Raw genomic sequence first — 18954 nt, 5'->3', positions numbered from 1 at the left:
ACCATATAATAACTATTCATCTTTAATAAATAAGTTATCCTTACTATCTAAAACTTCAGGAGAATAAAGGTAATATTTTCCCTTTTTAAAAACTACTTTCCCGAATCTATTACCACTTTTATTATCAAAAAAATAAAGTTCATTATTTTTCTTTTTCACTTTGCATACATAGGACTTATCAACCTGAAAGCCGACAATAGAGTACACACATTTCTTGGGTGCTACTGTTAAAGTTGACTCTATCGTGGCAACATTTCCATCAGGTAGCTCCTCTGAACTATAATAGTGATATGTACCATTCCATATTTCTGTATTTGCAAATGTATGATTAGCAAATAGTAAAATTAAGAATAATATTGAATATTTCATGTTATTTCCGCAGCATTTTAATTAAATCACTTCCATCATCATATTTTATATTTCCTATTTTTTTACAAGAAGATTCTTTATTAATAACAAAGTTAATAAATTCTGAATATTGATGATATTCAACTTTAACTGTTACTAAACTATCCGTATCCTGTAATATTTTATATTTATTAGGAGTATCTTGAGAATGAATTAAAATATTAAAATCAATATTACAAACCCCATTATTTCTTGCACTACATTCTTGATCTTTTATAAGTAAATTTGTAAGGTTTTTATCAAAAAAATTACTTAAGGTTTTAATATTTTTATTTTCAATAACCTCATCTCCATTAATAGGAAATTTATTATATAAATCAGTAATTAGAGCTTTTGAAGTATTGTAACATTCAGCTTCTTTTGCGGAAGCGCAACCAGATAAAAGGCTTAAACATAAAATTTCTAAAATTAAAAGTTTCATTAAAATCTCCTATTTAACAAATTACATTCTAAAATATCTGTAGTTAACATGATCGCTATAAATTCTATGACCTTTTTGTTTAAAATCAGAAATCCATTGGCTACCATCATAGCCTGCAATATGGCCATATTGATGCTTATCAGTTTTGGTGATGATATAAATATCACCTAATTGAGGTTTATTAAACTCTTCAGGTATTTCTTTATAACCTATTTTTTTGAGAGTTGGTCCCCAATCTGATGCTGCGACAGGATGTCCTGAAGTGTCGGCTCCTCCTGCCTCTAATGCAATTCTTACATACTTTGCACATTGATGTTGACTTTTTTCTTTAGCTCTCTTTCTCAAAATTTCAGCAAATTTTTCCAAATTAATTTTCTGAGTATTTTTTATCTCAGTTTGATTTATGTATGCACAATTATAATTTTTCTCTAAATTTTGACTTTTTATACCTTCGGTTAAATGTTTTTTAATTTCTTGTTCAACCTCCCAAACTTTAGTTGAACCATTTTTAAATCCTTGTCTAATAACTTTTTTACCATCCCGTTTATATTCCTCATTCTCTTTCATAAAACTAGGATTTTGATGATATGGGCTTTCTAAAAATTTTTTAGAAGTTACTTCTGCGTCTTTGGGTGCCGCATATACAATATCTTCATCTTCTAATCGGTTTTCTTTGACATTTTTAGGATAATTAACCCATAAATATAATCCAGTTAGATTTTTAATCTTTGTATGAGCAGAGTTTAATTTATAGTATTTTTCTACATAATCTAATTGTTGTACAGCTGACATTTTCGCTAAATCAGATCTTTTAACTTTTAAATCAATTGAAGCAAATTTTCCGAATTGGATAAGACCAACATAACCACCTTTAGCATCGTCTGTTAATTTTTTGCTGATAAAAGTTCCAATTTTTGGACTAAAAGTTCCGGCAGACTCTAAATGCATAACAGCCATTAATTGGCTTGCCATATTCTCTGAATCATTAGGCCACAAATTTTGTGCTATTTTTATAACTCTTTTCCTAAATTCACAACTAACTTTAGATCCCCAAGCCAAATTATATTGTTTACAAATGCATGGTGAAGTTGCATTAGTAGCAACTTTCATTGGTTTTCCTGACTCTTTTGTATATTCATCAGTTATATCTTTTGACTCTATTCTTTTTTGAGGTTTATCTGAAGTATTTTTATTATTATTTTCATGTGAATTTACTTTCTGAGTAGAAGATGATTTATTATTTTCATGCTTAGATTGTTTGTTATCAGGACTTTTCTTAGAATCACTTGATTCACCTTTGTATGGAATTTTAATAATTTGTCCGACATCTATATGATCAGGATTTTTTAATTTATTTAAATGTACAATTTCACTAGTTTTACAATTAAATCGATGAGAAATTGAAGATAAGTTTTCTCCTTTTTTTACTTTATGCGTTAAATATCTATAATTACCAGGTTTATTCGTTGATTTTGCTAAGATAATATTATCTAAAAGTATTTTTGATGATATTACTCTTACTATCTCCTTTTTATAAATAACAGTGTGTCTAACTTTTTCTTTCAAATCACCTGTTATAATATTTTTTAAATATACATAAAGAGTATCGCCTACATCTCTACTTATCATTACTGTTAAGCCATTACTATTTGTCATTCCAGAAGCAATAGTTGTGCCCTTTTCATTCTTAATAACATGATATAAATTAGGTATATTATTACCAGTAAATAATTCAACAAACCTAAACTGAATTAAACCTTTCTTATTCATTTTCTCTCCCCTTAATTAGAATTATTATTTAAATTAGAGTCATTGTTGGTTTCATAGTCATCAAAATCCTCAAACTCTTCTGTTTCTTTATGCCATTTATCAGCACTATATCCCACTAAAACCTTCATTTTGTCAGGCGTACTACTCTTGAATCTTTCTGTTCTTCCTAATTCATCTAAATTCCCTTGCGTAACTCTTTGATTTTCAAAAATTGCACTATATTTAATATTTTCGAAATCACTCCATTGAAAAATCTTATACAAATCAATTCTATTACTATAATCAAAAGAACTAGGTAACTCAGGAACCTCATAAGAAACCTTTGCCCCACTCGTAAACAAATGCTGCCCAGCTTTACTTTCAAACTTACCACCTGTTGTTGAAAATACCCCATTGGCATTAATTTTGAGCTGTGACCCACCTGCGGTTAATATAATTTCTTTTGGACTGGTAAGCTCGATTTTTTCTTCAGTAGAAATAAGCTTAATCACCTTCTTCGCAATTGCTTCAATAGCATCATCTTGTGCTTGTAGTTCGAGCTTTCCTTTCGCGGCATAAGCACGCAAACCCTTTTGCGCAGCAAATAAACTAATTTTGTCTTGTGCATGCCCAATAATATTTTTCTGAGCACTCAAATTAATTGAACCGCTGGCACTTTCGGCAATATCTTGCGAAGCTTGCAAAATAATATTTTCAGGCGTCGTCAAAGCAATACCATTTGGTGATGCTAACAACATAAGGGCTTGTCTAAAGATCTTACCTTGCTCTTGCTGTTTAGTATCGGAACTGCTTTCTAAACCTTGGGTATAACCCTCCATAAAGCCTTGTAAAGAACTCAATGCTTTAGAAGGTGATACTTCCAATTTACTGCCTTTACTAAAAGTTCCACACGTACTCATCAAATCAAAGTCTTTAGTCTCGACATTTGCTAAGACTTTCCCGACCTCTTGAATACTTTCAAATGGATTTTTATGAATTCGGTCTTTAATACTTGCGAGTTTTCCTTTAACAATATCAGGGCCATGTTCTTCAACGTTTTCGATAAATGCTTTTAAATTTTCTACCGCATCTTTAGCATCGCTAAAGAAAGAATTAAATTCATCTACAACGCCTTTTGCATTTCCCCCTAGTGCACCAATGTCTTGAATAAAGCCACCGCAGTCTTTTAGGGCATGGATAGGATCGTTATTAATTCCTTCTTTGAATAGGTTTACCGTACTATTTAATGCCTGCCCTGTGGTTTTTAACTCAAGAGACTGGATGAATTTGGGTAAGCGATTAATTACATTCAAAGCATCAGTTTGTTGCTTGGCTGCAACTTCACTGAGCATTTTCATGCTTTCATAACCTTGTGAAAGTAAGGATTGTGCTTGTGCGGCCTCTAGATGGTCTGCAATCGCTTGCTCTTGTGCATAGGTACTAATGAGCATGCCTTTACCCGCCCGCACAGCTCCCCAAGCGTCTGTTCTAAGCTCAAAGCCTTCACCACGGCCTTGGCTTGTCGCTTGTTCTTTAGGATGGCTTAAATTACCTAAATTCAACTGTGTTGCCGCATGGCTACTTTGGAGTTGAGTACTGATCTGCCCTGTTGTGTCATCAAAGCGTAATTGGTTGAAGCCACTTCCATTGATTTCCTGACTGCGTATGCCACTTAGCTTTTTAGTATCAGGAAGCTGCCCTTTTACATCGAATTTAGTTGGCGAACGCTGTGCTTCATGGATTCGGCCCGTCACAAATGGACGGTCGATATTGCCATCAAAGAAGTCAATGACCACCACTTCACCAATACGTGGTAAGAAACGTGCACCATAACCTTCTCCTGCCCAAGGAGTCAGTACATCCACCCAAGCCGAGTCGGTATCATTGTCATTACTACCTGCGCCACCATCATGGCCATGATCATCACTACGAGTAAATAGAAAACGTACTTTAATGCGTCCCCATTCATCGACATGAATAGTTTCTCCCTCAGGTCCCACGACTTTCGCTCTTTGTGGGTAAGCAATTGGTCGATGCTGTTCCGGATTGTATTCAGGTGCCGTTTTGATTTGACGGCGTATTAACGTCAGCTCATTACTTTGACGTTCGATATCATCGTAACCATGTTGATCCCAACGACTTTGGGTTAATAACTGGCTAACTTGCTGATGTAAATCTTTAGGTAAATTATTTTGGTTATAGAAATTTTTGGCAATGATTAGGAACTCTTGATCTGCTCCTTCATGCTGATCAATTTCAGGGTGTTCGCGTAGATTAAACCAATAGCCGACTTGGGTATCGCGCACACTACTGTAGGCTTTAAAGTATTTGGCCCGACTCGCATGCATGTCAGTGAAGTGCTGATTTAATTTTTCTAATTGGCTACTGCTTGAAGCGGTTGCCTGATCTTCCCCTTTTAAATCTTGCATCCAGGCGGGGCTTACGTGCCATGCTTGCTCAAGACTTAAAGTAGCCGAATCAAAGTTATCTGAGTGTGTATGGGTAGTAACAACCGAACCATTACCCTCTTCTTGCGCTAACGCATCGGGCTGCCAACGCTGTACATGTACGGCAGTCGGTTGCAGACTTCGCACTGCAACAAAGCCTGTAATACTATCTTGATATTCGGTTGCGCTACTTCTGTGATAGCGAATACTACGACGCGCTAAAGCTTGGTATTGGTTATTGTCATCAATTAATCTTAGTTTTTGAGCTTGTATTGGTGCAGTAAAATGAGGGACAAGAAGCTCTGATTCATCAATGAGCCAACTAACACCCTCACTTCGCCACAAACGTGTGAGAAAGTCATAGTCAGACTCATTATGCTGCATAGTGAACGGACGAATATCATAGTTTTGACTTAACCCACCCAAATCAAGACTTAAACTCGCAGCAAACAGTGGACTTTTTTCTTGCCATTCTTTAAATAGAACTTCGGTAATTTCTACAATACTTTTATTCATAAAAACACGACTATTACGGCGTTTGTGCCATAAATTTGTCGCATCTTCTATAGTCAGCTTATAAAGCGTTAAAGCGCCATCACTTTGTCCATAACTGGCCTCAGTCACAATACCTGTAGTGCGGAACAATTGCCCCGAATCAGTGACCTGATCAACAGCGACTTGGACACCAATAAATTGCTTCAGTGCAATTTGGGCATTGGTTGAAAGGCAAATCAATTCTGCCATTAGGCCACCATTTAGCTGATGTTGGCCTTCTATACGTTGTAAGAATACTTGATGATTGAGTAGTTCATTAGAAAATTGTACGTGGATAGCACGTTTCTGAGCATTTAGCCCTATTTTTTCCAAGACACTAAATATATTAAAAAGCATTTTTTTATAATCATAAGGATATATAAACGGCTGCACTTTATAAAAAACAGAACTATCTGTCTACAAAATTATGCGTTATTTCTATCAATTTTTTTATATTTTCACTTATTCGAAAGTTATAAAAAAAGCCCAACTTAAGTTGAGCCTTTTTTAATTACTTTAAACTTACTTTTTAGCCGTCTTAAACACTGGATAAAAACGGAATAACTGCCATAAACAAACCAATAACAGTAAAAGGAAATAGACCAATGACCAAACTGGTAAAGACTGACCTAAAAAAGTCCAGTCAATTGCCGCACACTCACCTGAGCCAGAAAGTACCTCTTGTAAAACGGTTTTCATTGGTAAAGCATCAATGAGGTAATTTAAACCCGGACCACAGCTTGGTACTTGATCTGGTGGTAAATGCTGTAGCCAAACATGTCGGCCCGCCACCCCCACTGACCATAAAATTGCAATACCTGCCAAAAATGCATAAAAGCGTTTAATCGCATTGGAAACCGGGTTATGCAAAAACGCAATAAGAGCCACAAAACCCATTGCCATTAAGCCAACACGTTGAAAAATACAGAGCGGACATGGCTCTAACCGTTTTACATGTTCCAAATACAACGCAAAAGACATGCCGACAATGCTTGCCAGAACAAGCAGTCCACTCACCAAACGGTAACTTAATCGCATGTAAAACCTCGTTTTTATCTATATTGTTCAAGATATTGATCAAAACTGATCTGACTATCTTGCTCAAGTTGTTCTTGCTGCTGTAAAGATTGCACAGCCAATTGTTCAAAATATTGCAAAGTCTCTGCACTAATCTCATGCTTTTCATAAGTTTCAGCATGTAACTGTGCCATATGACTACCAAAGCTCCAGGTTCCACCATGCTTTAATGTGTCATCAATCACATGAGCAGATAATGTTTCATCTACTTCATCAATACGTTCTTGCATCACAGCCAAAGCCGAGCTGTATAGATCTGTTGCATAGGTCTGATCGAGTAAGCGAGCACAATCCTGCATTTTAGAAATATGCTGACGTGCCCAATCTTCAATATGATAAGACCCGTTTAAATCAGTAATGGTTGCGTTTGGTGCTCGACCACGGTTAACCACTTCTGTCTGGTTTTTCTCAATCAAATCTTGCTCAGGGCATAACAGTTCAGGACTATCGCTTAATAAACAATAAAGCGCTAATGCCTCAAGGAAACCTGCTGTTGTTTCATTGACGCCAATTGCCGAATATGGATTTACGTCCACTGCACGAAGTTCAACATAACCCACCCCTCGATTTTTCAAGGCTTGAGACGGTGTTTCACCCGCTTGAGGAACTTGTTTTGGACGCACGAGACTGTAATATTCATTCTCGATTTGTAAAACATGATCATTAATTTGCAATGGTTCACCAGAGGCATCATTTAACCCTAAACGGCTAAATGGCGGATATGGAGAATGTACTGCTTTTTGTAAACCGGCCAGATAACCCGTTAAATTGTTATAGTGAATGCCTAAACTTTTTTGTGCCGAGTTTTGGTAGCCTAAACGCCCCATACGCAGAGCTGTAGCATACGGTAAATAATATGACCCTTTGATTAAAGGCAACAAATGATGTTCATGACCCGTCAGAAAACAACGGCAAACCGATGGGCTCGCACCCACCAAAAACATAACCAGTGGCGTTAAACGAATAAAGTTACGAATCAAACCAAAATAGCGATGACTACGATAATCTTGCAGACTAAGTGCTTTTAATTTTTCGTCAGTTTCATGTGCCTGCAAAGCAGAAAAAAGAGAATCAGGGAAAGATAAATTATAGTGTACGCCCGAAATCGTCTGCATACGGCGACCATAACGAATACCTAAACCACGGCGATAAAGCGTCTTGAAACGGCCAATATTAGAAGTGCCATATTGAGCTAGACGAATACGTTCTTCATTGTCATCTAGCATACATGGCATAGACAACGGCCAGAGCTTTTCACCATTTTCTAAATGACGGTGCACAACCGCATGAATATCGGTGAGCTCATGCAAGGCATCACCAATGGTTGGCTGTGGTGAAGTAATAAACTCCATCAACGCTTCAGAATAATCTGTGGTGATTTTCGGATGTGTTAAAGCTGAACCTAATGCCTTTGGATGTAACTCTTGTGATAAGAACCCATTACTTTGCATACGTAGGCTTTCACGTTCTATTCCACGTAACATGCCTTGTAGTAGCGACGAATCCACCCAAGCAGGAATAACTGATTGAGATGGTGTAGTGGGTTGACTCATGCATTTGCTCGCTTATAAAAGATCACTATATACAAAATCGTGACATGATACGGCTATTGATATGATCACATCATTTCAGTTTGGCAATTTTTATCACAATCTTGTTATTTAAGACACGAAAGAATTGTGATTTTATTGAAGAATAATTGCTAAAGAGTTGTCAATATCATGAACGATCAAGACATTTTAAACTTCTGGTTTTCACCTGAACACCGTTCACTCTGGTTTGCAAAAAGTGAGGATTTTGACGCAAAAATTCGTGATCAATTTGCAGACGTTCATCGGCAGGCAACTCGAGCAGAACTTTGGTCTTGGCGGAAAACACCAGAAGGTCGTCTTGCAGAGATTATTGTGCTAGATCAGTTTTCTCGCAACATTTATCGTGATCAACCCGAATCTTTTGCTTATGACGGCCTTGCTTTAGCCTTGTCACAAGAAGCAATTAGCTTGCAACTCGATGCACAACTTAACCCAGAACAGCGCTCGTTTTTGTACATGCCATTTATGCATAGTGAATCGAAGCTAATTCATGAGTTTGCTTTAAAATTATTTCAACGCCTCGGCAATGAAATTAATTTAAGCTTTGAGAAAAAACATAAAGTGATTATAGATCGCTTTGGACGTTATCCTCATCGCAATGCCATCCTTGGACGTGTCTCAACACCAGAGGAAACCGAATTTTTATTAGAACCGAACAGTAGTTTTTAAGACTTCTCTATTTTTAATGCTGACGCATCCATTCTTTTATGCTCAGCTGGGAGTTCACCATGAAATATCTCTCTCTTTGTTTAGCTTTAGGCACTGCCATAACTTTAAGTGCTTGTTCAACTGTACCCAGCAAACCAAAAACTTTCGATCAGCTTGGCCAGTTTTCGGCCTATCCGTTAAATGCTCAAACGTTTCGAATCAGCTTTCAGGCTGATCCAAACATGAGCTATGGAGCAGCCGAAGAAATTACTTTGGTGAAATCAGCACAGACTACAGTACAAAAAGGTTTCCGCTTTTTTAAAGTGCTGAACGACCCAAGTAATCAAAGCCAAAAGCCACCGCGTCAAGCTGTAGTTTACCCATCTGCACCAAGCTTTTACCCGTATGGTTACTACCGCCGCTATCCGGGTTTCTGGCATGATCCGTTCTATGATTTCCCGCAAGTGGTCAATATCGACCCTGTTCAAGTGTCGTATACTATTGAATGTTATCGGGATCAAAAGCAGGCTCCTCAAGATGCCTTTGATGCAACGTTAATTCTCAAATCTATCGGACAAAAATATGGTTTAAGCCCGACAGGAGAATTGTTGCCGCCACCTGAGCCGCCAGTAAAACAAAAATGAATAGGATGACCGTATGAATATGGCAGAAGAAGTACACCATGCACCCAATCTGAAGCGCAGCAAATATTTCGCTACGATGGCACTTATTATTGTGGTGGTGCTGTGGATTGGGTTATTGATCGCCAATCGCTTTCTGCCAGAGTACACAGACTTAATTCATATTTTAATGCTAGGTGCGGAAGCTGGTGTAGTGGGTGGACTAGCAGATTGGTATGCGATTACCGTTCTGTTTCGAAACCCATTTGGTAAGCTTCCCATCCCTAAGTTTTTGCGTGATCATACCGAAATTATTCCACGTAATAAGGCACGTATTGCCGAATCAATGGGTCGATTTGTGCAGGAAAACTTCCTGTCGCCTCAGGTGGTCGAACGAAGCCTAGAAAAAACCGATTTAAGTCTTGCCATTGGCCAATGGCTTGCCAGTCCACAAAACAATACGCAAGTGGTACAACTCATTCAGCAAACTGTACCTAAAGTTTTTGAATTTGTGAGCCAAGAACAAATTGCCAATTTCGTGCAAAACAACAGTGTGCAATGGGTGCGTAACACTCAAGTCAATAAACTTGCGAGTGAAATGCTGCGTGCAGTATTGGAAAATGATTTCCACCAAGATGTACTGCAACGTGGTCTCGATATCGCGCATGAGTGGGTGGTACAAAATCCGGATAAAACTCGCGAATTGACAAGAAAAATGTTTAAAGCGCTGGGCGTCTGGTCTCTTGCAAAAGGTGCAAGCTGGATCGGTATTGATGTTCAGCAGCGCACCATTGATTCACTGGTTGAAAAAGTAGAATCAATGCTGGCTGACCATGAACACCCATGGCGACAGGAAATTGAAACTATTGCCCACTCGCTCATGCTGGAGTTGGCAAACCCTGAGAGTATTGCCAGCCAACGTCTAAATAGTGGCAAAGATGCGCTGCTAGATAGTCCTCAAGTCTTAAATTTCATTAGTGGCGCTGTCACTATTTTATGTGATGCCATTAAAGAAGATTTAATGAAAGAAGACTCTGGTATTGCAATGAACCTCAGAGCTGCCATTCAGCAGTTGGGTGAAAACCTTGTCCAAAATGTAAAAGTACGTGAAGTTCTCAACAAAGAAATGACAGGACTTGCCATGAACTTTACGGACCAATATAGCCATAAAATCATACGCTATGTGAGTGAGCGTATTCATGAGTGGGACTCACGTGAAATGATTGGAAAAATTGAAAACGAAGTCGGTGGCGACTTACACATGATTCGTGTGAATGGCGTTGTGGTAGGTGCATTTATCGGCTTAACTCTAGGTGTAATACGAGCAGCGATTGAATCAATTTTATAACGTTAATAATTTCCTTAAGAGAACAATATGCTACAGCTTCAGTCCAAATTGCCCACACAAGGGGTGACTATTTTTAGTACAATGACGGCAATGGCACAGCGCTTGGGTGCACTTAACCTTTCACAGGGTTTCCCGGATTTTCCTGCACCCCCTGCTTTGCTCGAAGCCCTATCTCAGGCAACTTTGGCTGGACACAATCAGTACCCACCTGGTGATGGCATTCTCGCACTGCGTGAACAGCTCGCTTTACAATTTCAACAACGTGATCATCTTCAACTTGATCCTGTAACTCAAATCACGATTACGCCCGGTGCAACCATAGCAATTTTCTGTGCCATACAAGCCTGCATCAACACAGGTGATGAAGTCATTATTTTTGACCCGAGTTATGACAGCTATGGACCTTCTGTCGAGTTAGCAGGTGGTAAAGCGGTACATATTGCCTTGCAAGCACCTGACTTTAAGGTGAACTGGCAACAAGTTAAAGATCGAATTAACGATAAAACCCGTATGATTGTGGTAAATACTCCCCACAATCCAACAGGTACAATCTGGTCCAAACAAGACTGGTTAGAACTCATTGAACTAATTCAGGATAAAAATATTGTAGTTTTATCTGATGAAGTCTACGAACACTTAGTTTTTGATGGTCAGCAACACTTTAGCGCGTTGCATTTCCCTGAGCTCAGAGAACGTAGTTTTGTGATTGGTTCTTTTGGAAAAACCTTCCATGTCACAGGTTGGAAAACCGGTTACTGTGTTGCTTCACCTGATTTAATGCGTTTGTTCCGCCAGATTTATCAATATGTTAATTTCTGTGGCACAACACCTTGTCAGATTGCGCTTGCGCAATATATGCAGCAACACCCAGAACATATTCAGGAACTTTCACAGTTTTATCAGACTAAACGAGACCGATTTAATCAGGCGATTTACAATAGCCGTTTTTTGCTTAAACCATCGCAAGGAACTTATTTCCAAAACCTTGATTACAGCCAGATTAGATCTGACTTAAATGATGTGGAAATGTGCCAGTTTCTTGCCGAGCAACATAAGATTGTGGCTATTCCTGTTTCAGTGTTTTACCAACAAGCCCCCGAGTCTTTACGCTTGATTCGTTTCTGCTTTGCAAAAAATGATGAAACACTGCAAAAAGCAGGAGAAATTCTGAATCAATGTTAATAAATTTAGTCACTTAGCATAGTAAAAATACTACAAGAAATTCCACACAACTATGCTAAGTTGAATATCCGACCCGCTCATCAGAGAGATGGGCGATGGAGAATACATGCCACCAAGACAGTCTTTAATTCATCAGCAAAATCTTTGGAAAACATTTTTTGTTTTCTTATTGCCCCTGATTGCAACCAATATCTTGCAAAACCTGTCCGGTACCATTAACACCATTTTTGTTGGACAAATGATGGGGGTCGATGCGATTGCTGCCGTCTCGGTTTTTTTCCCCATTTTGTTTTTACTGCTTGCGTTTATTATCGGTATTTCAACGGGTACTACTGTTTTAGTGGGTCAGGCTTGGGGCGCGCAGAATATTGAAAAAGTTCAAAGTGTGGTGGGCTCTACTCTGTTTATGACCATCATTGGCGGTATCATTACCGCAATCATTGGTGTGTTTTTTGCCCATGATATTTTAGAACTTTTAGGTACGGATCCGAAGGTGATGCACCTCTCTTTGCCTTATGTGCAATGGATGTTGGCAGGTAGTCCTCTTCTCTTTGTTTATATTATCTATACCTCAATTTTACGCGGTGTAGGAGACAGTACTACTCCTTTACTTGCACTGGCTTTAACCAGTGTGATTGGTTTGGTCATTACCCCGATATTACTTAAAGGTTATTTTGGTTTACCCGCTCTAGGAATTATTGCTCCGGCAATTGCGACCATTACTGGCTATGTAGCTATTCTCATTTTTCTTGCGATTTATCTAAACAAGAAAAAGCATCCTCTTCGACCGAACCGTCAGCTTTTGCAACATATTCGTCATAATTCGGAATTAAGTAAAATCATTTTACGCCTAGGTGTTCCAACCGGTATTCAAATGATTACCACTTCAATGGCTGGTTTAGTCATTGTGGGTTTAGTGAACCGTTTCGGAGCTCATGCCACAGCTGCGTATGGTGCCGTGAATCAGGTACTCAACTATATTCAGTTTCCAGCGATTTCGATCTCTATCGCGGCCTCAATCTTTGCAGCACAAGCGATTGGTGCTGGTAAGTCGGACCTACTCGCACGTGTTACACGCACCGCTTTGGGAATGAACTTTTTATTTACAGGTACCTTAATTGCACTCGGCTATCTATTTTCAAAATATTTGATGGCTTTATTCATCACAGATCCAACTGTGGTGGTGTTAGGGCAACAGCTTTTATTTATTGTACTTTGGGCAATTTTATTCTTTGGTGCAGGTGCCATTTTTGCATCAATTATGCGTGCCAGTGGGACTGTAACCGTACCGATGCTGATTAACATCTCTGCCATTTTATTTATTGAAATGCCATGTGCTTACTGGTTTAGTTCGATGTGGGGACTTAAAGGCATTTGGGTCGCCTATGCCTTGGCATTTGTCAGTTTATGTATTATTCAAGGCTTGTATTATCAATTTATCTGGAAGAAAAAGAAGATCAAAGTTCTTATTTAGAATGCATTAAACCTTATAAAAAAAGCCATCAATTGATGGCTTTTTTCTTTTAAACCTTATTTCATCCATTTGGTTACAATGGTTGAAGCACGTTGATATCCCGTTGGGAATAAACGCTGGAATGCATCCAGAATTTTTGCATCGCTACCGATGAGTAAACGGCGTTTATTTTTCAAAACTGCATCTAAAATTTGACGAGCTGCTTCCTCTGGTGGGGTACGCAATAACTTGTCAAAGTTTTGAATCGATTTAGTTGGGTCCATACCCAAGCTACTCAAGCTATCACTCATTTTTGCAGCTTTAGCAATATTAGTACGAATACCGCCCGGATGTACACATAGCGAACTTACGCCGCATTTTTCAATATCTAACTCTTGACGCAATGACTCAGTAAAACCACGTACCGCAAATTTAGTTGCATTATAGCCAGACTGTGTCGGTTGAGCCGTTAAACCAAATAAGCTGGAAATATTAATAATATGGCCATCTTGTGTTTGCTTAATGAACGGTAAGAATTCTTTAGTACCGTAAACCACGCCCCAGAAGTTAATTCCCACAATCCACTCTAAATCTTCGTAAGTTGCACCTTCTACAGTTGAGCCTAAAGCTACACCCGCATTGTTAAAAATCAGGTTAACACAGCCATGATCTTGAACAGTTTCCTGTGCCCACTGCTTTACTGCCTCGCGGTCAGAAACATCTAACTTCTTGGTTGTTACAGTAATGTTACTGTACGGTTTTAATAGCTCAACGGTTTTCTCTAAGCCCTTTTCATTAATGTCACTTAATGAAAGATGGCAGCCCTGCTTTGCCAGAAGAATTGCTAATTGTTGCCCAATGCCAGAACCCGCACCCGTAATTGCAGCGACTTTGTTTTTAAAATTTTTCATTGTCCATCCTTTGTTTTTCGATTTGCACAACTGGTTCATTGCATGTGCAATTTAGACTCTTTCAATATAATTTTGACAATATACATTGTCAATATAGTACACTGTAATTTCAGATAGATTGGCACAATTCTGCTGACCGCTTTATCATAGGGCTCATATTTGCCAAAAAACCGATAAATTAGGAAACCATTTATTTATGGCGACAAACGACTCAACCAGTAAAAAGAAAACAAAAACTGTGAGTAAAGAACGTCAGTTCAAAGGGTTATCTCTGTCTGAGCGCAAAGAGGCACGCCGCGAAAAACTCATTGAAGCTGGTATTGCAACTTATGGAACCCTTGGCTTTTTTTCCGTGACGGTAAAAGATGTCTGCCAAGAAGCAAAACTCACCGAACGTTATTTTTATGAATCATTTAAAAAGAGTGAAGATTTATTCCAGACTATCTTTTTAAAAATGATTGAAGAATTACAGCAAAACTTGATGCAAGCCGTCATTAAAGCGGCACCGGACCCTGAGCAAATGGTCGATGCTGGTTTACGTGCTCTACTGAGTACTTTAAAAGACGACCCTCGTTTGGCTCGTATTGTGTATGTCGATGCAATTTTGGTCCAAGAATTACATAATCAAGCCACCATTCAGGAAACTCTCGCCCAGTTTGATCGTATGATTCAAGCTTTTGTGATGCTAACCATGCCGCAAATCCAGCATAACGAAAATGAACTCTCATTAATCGCTACTGGTTTAAATGGATACGTGACACAAATTGCCGTTCGATGGGTGATGGGCGGGTTTAAGCAGTCTCTAGAGCAAGTTTTAGCGGCCTGCCGTATCGTTTTTTTAGCTTTGCTCGCGAAAGTTTCAAAATAATATTAAAGTTTTTTGACACTGTTTTTGTTGTAAAAACCTCGTTTAAGATAAGCTTGTAACACACTGAATGGTTTTAAGAAAATTTATACCTATCTGTCATCATTTGGTCATGCGCTTGCCGTATTTTTGTCACAAATTATTGCTAAATTCGATTTTATAGACTTTTCTGCAATGAAATTGTCATAATTAATCTTTGTAATAAGCCTGTCATAACTACAAAACGGTTCACCGTTAAAATCTACAAGGTATTACGCTGTGAAAGATGACTATATTTTAATTGTCGATGATGAGCTTCCTATCCGCGAAATGATCCATACCTCTTTGGACATGGCAGGCTTTCAGTGTTTACAGGCAGAAGATGCCAAACAGGCTCATCAAATTATCGTCGACCAACGTCCGGCGCTTATCTTGCTCGATTGGATGTTACCCGGGGGCGTAAGTGGGGTCGACTTATGTCGCCGTTTAAAACGTGATGAAAACTTAGCAGAAATTCCAGTCATTATGTTGACCGCTCGCGGTGAAGAAGACCACAAAGTACAAGGTCTGGATGCTGGTGCAGATGACTATATGACCAAACCATTTTCAACCCGTGAATTGGTTTCTCGTATTAAAGCTGTTCTACGCCGCGCAAATGCATTAAGTGGTGAAAAAACAATTGATGCCAATGGTTTAATTCTTGATCCTGTAAGCCAACGCGTAAGCTTTGGTAACAGTATTTTAGATATGGGACCAACAGAATACCGTCTGCTTGCATTTTTTATGACCCATCCGGAACGTGCCTATACACGTGCCCAGTTGCTCGATCAGGTGTGGGGCGGTAATGTATACATCGAAGATCGTACTATCGATGTGCATATCCGTCGTTTGCGTAAAGTCCTAGAACCTTTTGGTGTAGACCGATTTGTTCAGACTGTACGTGGTACAGGTTATCGTTTCTCAACACGTGCAGATTTAGCCGCAGGTTAACCAAAATTTATGTATGAACCCTACCCCGTCCCCGAACAGGTACGTGAACAAAAGCTTTCCCGCTACAGTAGTTTATGGACGTTTGCTAAACAAGATTTACGACTTTTATTATTTTTCCTGATTATTGCAGGTTTAGTCGGTTTAGGAATTGGGTATTTCTGGAGCTGTATTTTTATTGCCTTTGTGGTGTTTTTTACACTTCAGTTGCGTTCTTTATATTTGGTCAATGACTGGATTGCCAATAATCCATACGATGTCCCTCCGAACCTCAACGGAATTTGGGGGGCATTATTATTTAACGTTTATCGTGCCCAGCGCCAAGAACGTATTGTTCAAGCGGAAATGGTAGGACTTATTGACCGCGCTCAATCTTCATTAGTTGCACTTGCCGAAGCGGTAGTCTTGATTGATGATCAACATCAAATTGAATGGTGGAACCCAGCCGCAGAGCGTTTACTAGGAATTAGTCCACTTGACCGTGGTCGCAACTTACTAACCATTTTGCGCCAGCCAACTTTTATTGAATATTTTAACAATATTGATCAGGCACCCGATGGGATTAAGCTTCACTCAAATCTTGATGATGACCGTTATGTACAGGTTAAGCTCACACGATTTGGTGGGGAAAGTCGCTTACTTGTGGCATACGATGTAACTCGTATGCATAATCTTGAGCAAATGCGTAAAGACTTTGTCGATAATATTTCGCATGAACTGCGCACACCATTAACCGTACTGAGTGGTTATATCGAAACATTTACCGACCAAGAAGATATTAACCCGCGCTGGAAACGTGCATTTGACCAGATGCAATCTCAAACCAAACGTATGAATGCGTTGGTTAATGATTTACTACTGTTATCAAATTTAGAAAATAATAAGAAAATCGCAAAAAATCAGATTATTGAAATGCCGAGCTTAATGAATCAATTATTTGATGATGCTCAGGCCTACAATGCCGATTATGGGCATACACTCAATTTACATATTGATAGCCACTGTGACCTCATCGGTTCAGACATGGAAATTGCCAGCGCATTTAGTAATTTAATTACCAATGCCATTAAGTACACACCAAAAGGCGGAACCATTACCATTGGCTGGCACGATGACGGTGAGCATGCTTACTTTAGCGTACAAGATACCGGTATCGGCATTAACCCTAAACATTTACCGCGTCTGACTGAACGCTTCTACCGCGTGGACAGCGACCGTAGTCGTCAAACCGGTGGAACAGGTTTAGGCTTAGCGATTGTAAAACACGTACTCATGCAACACGGCGCCTACTTAGACGTGCAATCTAAAGAAAATGAAGGTTCAACTTTTACCGCAGTTTTTCCAAAAGAAAGACTCTATAACATGACTTAAAATCATCTTTCTTCAAATATAAAAAGCCGACTTATGAAAAGTCGGCTTTCTTGTAGCATTTAAACCCATTTATTTAAAATTCGAGCAATACGATTTTGTCTGATTTTTCTCTATGACATTTAAAAAGTCAGTAGCAAAAGTATGACTCTGACGTAGTGCATCGCGATGATCTCCACCATCAATCGTTTGATAAATGGTTGGTTTTTTTAATTTACATAGCTGTTGGTAATAAGCATATGTTCCTCTAGGGTCAACTAAATGATCTTTAGAACCCTGAACAATCATTAACGGTACAGTCGGCACCATATTTTCAATAGACTGCTGTTTTAAATAAGACAAAAGAGGTTTTAAATCTGCATTAGGTCGAAATATGCTAGAAGGAGATTTCTTCAAATCAGATTGAAGTTCAGATAAACAGCGGCTACGTGCTTGAGTCAGCACATTGCCCATTTCTGGACTGACTAAATTCTCAGGAATAATACTTGGCTCTGCTGCTTGCGCTCCCAATAATACAATCGGGAAAAATGCTGTCACACTTGGTTCTGGGTTTGGATGACTCAACACATATTCTGCAATGCCTTCATATTGATAGCCGCCTGGCGCAAGAGCAATTGCCCCTTTTAGATCGAGTTCGGGAGCATCTTTTTGACCATAAGCCGCCACGGTAATAGCAGCAGCACCTCCTTGGCTATGTCCCATCACCAACCACTGTTGATTAAAATCTTTTGGCTTAAGTATATGTAACGCCCGCACTGCATCTACTACTGTATGCAATTGGCTCTTTGCATTCATATAAGGATGTGCACCTAAAGTACCCAGACCTTGATAATCAGGTGCGACTACTGCATAGCCTCGTGCAAGCCAACCATCTAACGCTTTTGAAGCAACTTCCTGATATGAATGAACTGGTCCACTGGCATAATCACCCGAAGGTGCACAAGTATCGGCTACTCCTGTTGTACCATGCGCCCAAGCTAGTACGGGCCAGCCATTTTTTGGTGGTGTTCCTTTCGGTAATAAAATAAACGCTGAGGCAACGATAGGCTCGTTATTCACACCTCGACTACGATAATTTACTAATAAGCGCTGATCTGCATGAGGAAATAAATCCGTCACATCTTGTTGCGCTATAGAAAGTATTGAGCCCGGTTTTTCACTCACAATTTGCTTACTCAAATCTGTAATTGGAGCAGCCATAGCAGAACCAGATATCAAACAAATACTGCTAAATAAAATTTTTAATAAAGAATTACTTTTTCTAATCAAGGGATTACTCCTCTATTATTTACATTACATCTATTTAAATAATCAATTTATAAAATATAAATTACCATAAAATTATCTATATTTATATTCGGTCAA

At 38.8% G+C, this 18954-nt stretch carries 16 protein-coding genes; 8 read left to right on the top strand and 8 right to left on the bottom strand.

Annotation, left to right across the window (positions count from 1 at the left end):
* Nucleotides 1–12: 12 nt before the first annotated feature.
* From G9371_RS06965 to gshA, 6 genes are all read right to left on the bottom strand, one after another.
* Nucleotides 13–369, bottom strand: a complete 357-nt coding sequence (locus tag G9371_RS06965; RefSeq protein WP_002132404.1) for a DUF5991 domain-containing protein — start codon at nt 367–369, stop codon at nt 13–15.
* Between the two features lies 1 nt (nt 370).
* A complete protein-coding gene (locus G9371_RS06960; protein WP_023896062.1) occupies nt 371–829 on the bottom strand; it encodes a hypothetical protein in 459 nt (152 codons plus the stop codon).
* 21 nt (nt 830–850) lie between these two features.
* Nucleotides 851–2599 (bottom strand): muramidase family protein, encoded by a 1749-nt coding sequence (locus G9371_RS06955; RefSeq protein ID WP_023896061.1) that lies wholly within the window; start codon nt 2597–2599, stop codon nt 851–853.
* 11 nt (nt 2600–2610) lie between these two features.
* Nucleotides 2611–5916, bottom strand: a complete 3306-nt coding sequence (locus G9371_RS06950) for a type VI secretion system Vgr family protein (protein ID WP_029424068.1) — start codon at nt 5914–5916, stop codon at nt 2611–2613.
* A gap of 165 nt (nt 5917–6081) precedes the next feature.
* Nucleotides 6082–6597 (bottom strand): disulfide bond formation protein B, encoded by a 516-nt coding sequence (locus tag G9371_RS06945; protein WP_029424067.1) that lies wholly within the window; start codon nt 6595–6597, stop codon nt 6082–6084.
* 14 nt (nt 6598–6611) lie between these two features.
* The gene (gene gshA, locus G9371_RS06940; protein WP_000082280.1) at nt 6612–8189 is read right to left on the bottom strand and encodes a glutamate--cysteine ligase; all 1578 of its coding nucleotides are present in this window, start codon (nt 8187–8189) and stop codon (nt 6612–6614) included.
* A 168-nt stretch (nt 8190–8357) separates the two neighbouring features.
* Here gshA and G9371_RS06935 point away from each other — a divergent pair, with 168 nt between their 5' ends.
* From G9371_RS06935 to G9371_RS06915, 5 genes are all read left to right on the top strand, one after another.
* Nucleotides 8358–8897 (top strand): DUF924 family protein, encoded by a 540-nt coding sequence (locus tag G9371_RS06935; protein WP_000999587.1) that lies wholly within the window; start codon nt 8358–8360, stop codon nt 8895–8897.
* A 59-nt stretch (nt 8898–8956) separates the two neighbouring features.
* Nucleotides 8957–9520: a CC0125/CC1285 family lipoprotein gene (locus G9371_RS06930; protein ID WP_000876371.1), complete on the top strand. Its 564-nt coding sequence runs from the start codon at nt 8957–8959 to the stop codon at nt 9518–9520.
* A gap of 13 nt (nt 9521–9533) precedes the next feature.
* Entirely contained in the window at nt 9534–10844 is a 1311-nt protein-coding gene (locus G9371_RS06925; RefSeq protein WP_001055481.1) for a DUF445 domain-containing protein, read from the top strand.
* A gap of 27 nt (nt 10845–10871) precedes the next feature.
* On the top strand, nt 10872–12026 hold the full coding sequence (locus G9371_RS06920) for a pyridoxal phosphate-dependent aminotransferase (protein ID WP_029424066.1): 1155 nt from the start codon (nt 10872–10874) through the stop codon (nt 12024–12026).
* Nucleotides 12027–12132: 106 nt separating this feature from the next.
* Entirely contained in the window at nt 12133–13500 is a 1368-nt protein-coding gene (locus tag G9371_RS06915) for an MATE family efflux transporter (RefSeq protein ID WP_001135116.1), read from the top strand.
* Between the two features lie 56 nt (nt 13501–13556).
* Here the strand turns inward: G9371_RS06915 and G9371_RS06910 are convergent, their stop codons facing one another.
* Nucleotides 13557–14390 carry an SDR family NAD(P)-dependent oxidoreductase gene (locus tag G9371_RS06910; RefSeq protein ID WP_000787753.1) on the bottom strand — a complete coding sequence of 278 codons (834 nt, stop codon included), beginning with the start codon at nt 14388–14390 and terminating at the stop codon, nt 13557–13559.
* A 196-nt stretch (nt 14391–14586) separates the two neighbouring features.
* Here G9371_RS06910 and G9371_RS06905 point away from each other — a divergent pair, with 196 nt between their 5' ends.
* The 3 genes from G9371_RS06905 (at nt 14587) to phoR (ending at nt 17592) form a co-directional block, all read left to right on the top strand.
* Complete coding sequence (locus G9371_RS06905; RefSeq protein WP_000224581.1) at nt 14587–15258, top strand: TetR/AcrR family transcriptional regulator; 672 nt, start codon at nt 14587–14589, stop codon at nt 15256–15258.
* A 255-nt stretch (nt 15259–15513) separates the two neighbouring features.
* The gene (gene phoB, locus G9371_RS06900) at nt 15514–16224 is read left to right on the top strand and encodes a phosphate regulon transcriptional regulator PhoB (RefSeq protein ID WP_000650776.1); all 711 of its coding nucleotides are present in this window, start codon (nt 15514–15516) and stop codon (nt 16222–16224) included.
* Between the two features lie 9 nt (nt 16225–16233).
* Complete coding sequence (gene phoR, locus G9371_RS06895; RefSeq protein ID WP_000273191.1) at nt 16234–17592, top strand: phosphate regulon sensor histidine kinase PhoR; 1359 nt, start codon at nt 16234–16236, stop codon at nt 17590–17592.
* A gap of 69 nt (nt 17593–17661) precedes the next feature.
* Here phoR and G9371_RS06890 read toward each other — a convergent pair whose 3' ends face one another.
* Nucleotides 17662–18858 (bottom strand): alpha/beta fold hydrolase, encoded by a 1197-nt coding sequence (locus G9371_RS06890; protein WP_029424065.1) that lies wholly within the window; start codon nt 18856–18858, stop codon nt 17662–17664.
* Nucleotides 18859–18954: the final 96 nt, after the last annotated feature.

This window comes from Acinetobacter sp. EKM10A, assembly GCF_011075215.1.
Taxonomy (GTDB): domain Bacteria; phylum Pseudomonadota; class Gammaproteobacteria; order Pseudomonadales; family Moraxellaceae; genus Acinetobacter; species Acinetobacter baumannii.
This window is presented reverse-complemented; position numbering and strand designations above follow the sequence as displayed.

Bases quoted from the DNA above. Each gene is read 5' to 3' on its own strand.
- G9371_RS06960 (WP_023896062.1), bottom strand. From the start codon at position 829: ATGAAACTTTTAATTTTAGAAATTTTATGTTTAAGCCTTTTATCTGGT.
- G9371_RS06930 (WP_000876371.1), top strand. From the start codon at position 8,957: ATGAAATATCTCTCTCTTTGTTTAGCTTTAGGCACTGCCATAACTTTA.
- G9371_RS06945 (WP_029424067.1), bottom strand. From the start codon at position 6,597: ATGCGATTAAGTTACCGTTTGGTGAGTGGACTGCTTGTTCTGGCAAGC.
- G9371_RS06965 (WP_002132404.1), bottom strand. From the start codon at position 369: ATGAAATATTCAATATTATTCTTAATTTTACTATTTGCTAATCATACA.
- G9371_RS06905 (WP_000224581.1), top strand. From the start codon at position 14,587: ATGGCGACAAACGACTCAACCAGTAAAAAGAAAACAAAAACTGTGAGT.
- gshA (WP_000082280.1), bottom strand. From the start codon at position 8,189: ATGAGTCAACCCACTACACCATCTCAATCAGTTATTCCTGCTTGGGTG.
- G9371_RS06950 (WP_029424068.1), bottom strand. From the start codon at position 5,916: ATGCTTTTTAATATATTTAGTGTCTTGGAAAAAATAGGGCTAAATGCT.
- phoR (WP_000273191.1), top strand. From the start codon at position 16,234: ATGTATGAACCCTACCCCGTCCCCGAACAGGTACGTGAACAAAAGCTT.
- G9371_RS06915 (WP_001135116.1), top strand. From the start codon at position 12,133: ATGCCACCAAGACAGTCTTTAATTCATCAGCAAAATCTTTGGAAAACA.
- G9371_RS06925 (WP_001055481.1), top strand. From the start codon at position 9,534: ATGAATATGGCAGAAGAAGTACACCATGCACCCAATCTGAAGCGCAGC.
- G9371_RS06910 (WP_000787753.1), bottom strand. From the start codon at position 14,390: ATGAAAAATTTTAAAAACAAAGTCGCTGCAATTACGGGTGCGGGTTCT.
- G9371_RS06955 (WP_023896061.1), bottom strand. From the start codon at position 2,599: ATGAATAAGAAAGGTTTAATTCAGTTTAGGTTTGTTGAATTATTTACT.
- G9371_RS06935 (WP_000999587.1), top strand. From the start codon at position 8,358: ATGAACGATCAAGACATTTTAAACTTCTGGTTTTCACCTGAACACCGT.
- G9371_RS06920 (WP_029424066.1), top strand. From the start codon at position 10,872: ATGCTACAGCTTCAGTCCAAATTGCCCACACAAGGGGTGACTATTTTT.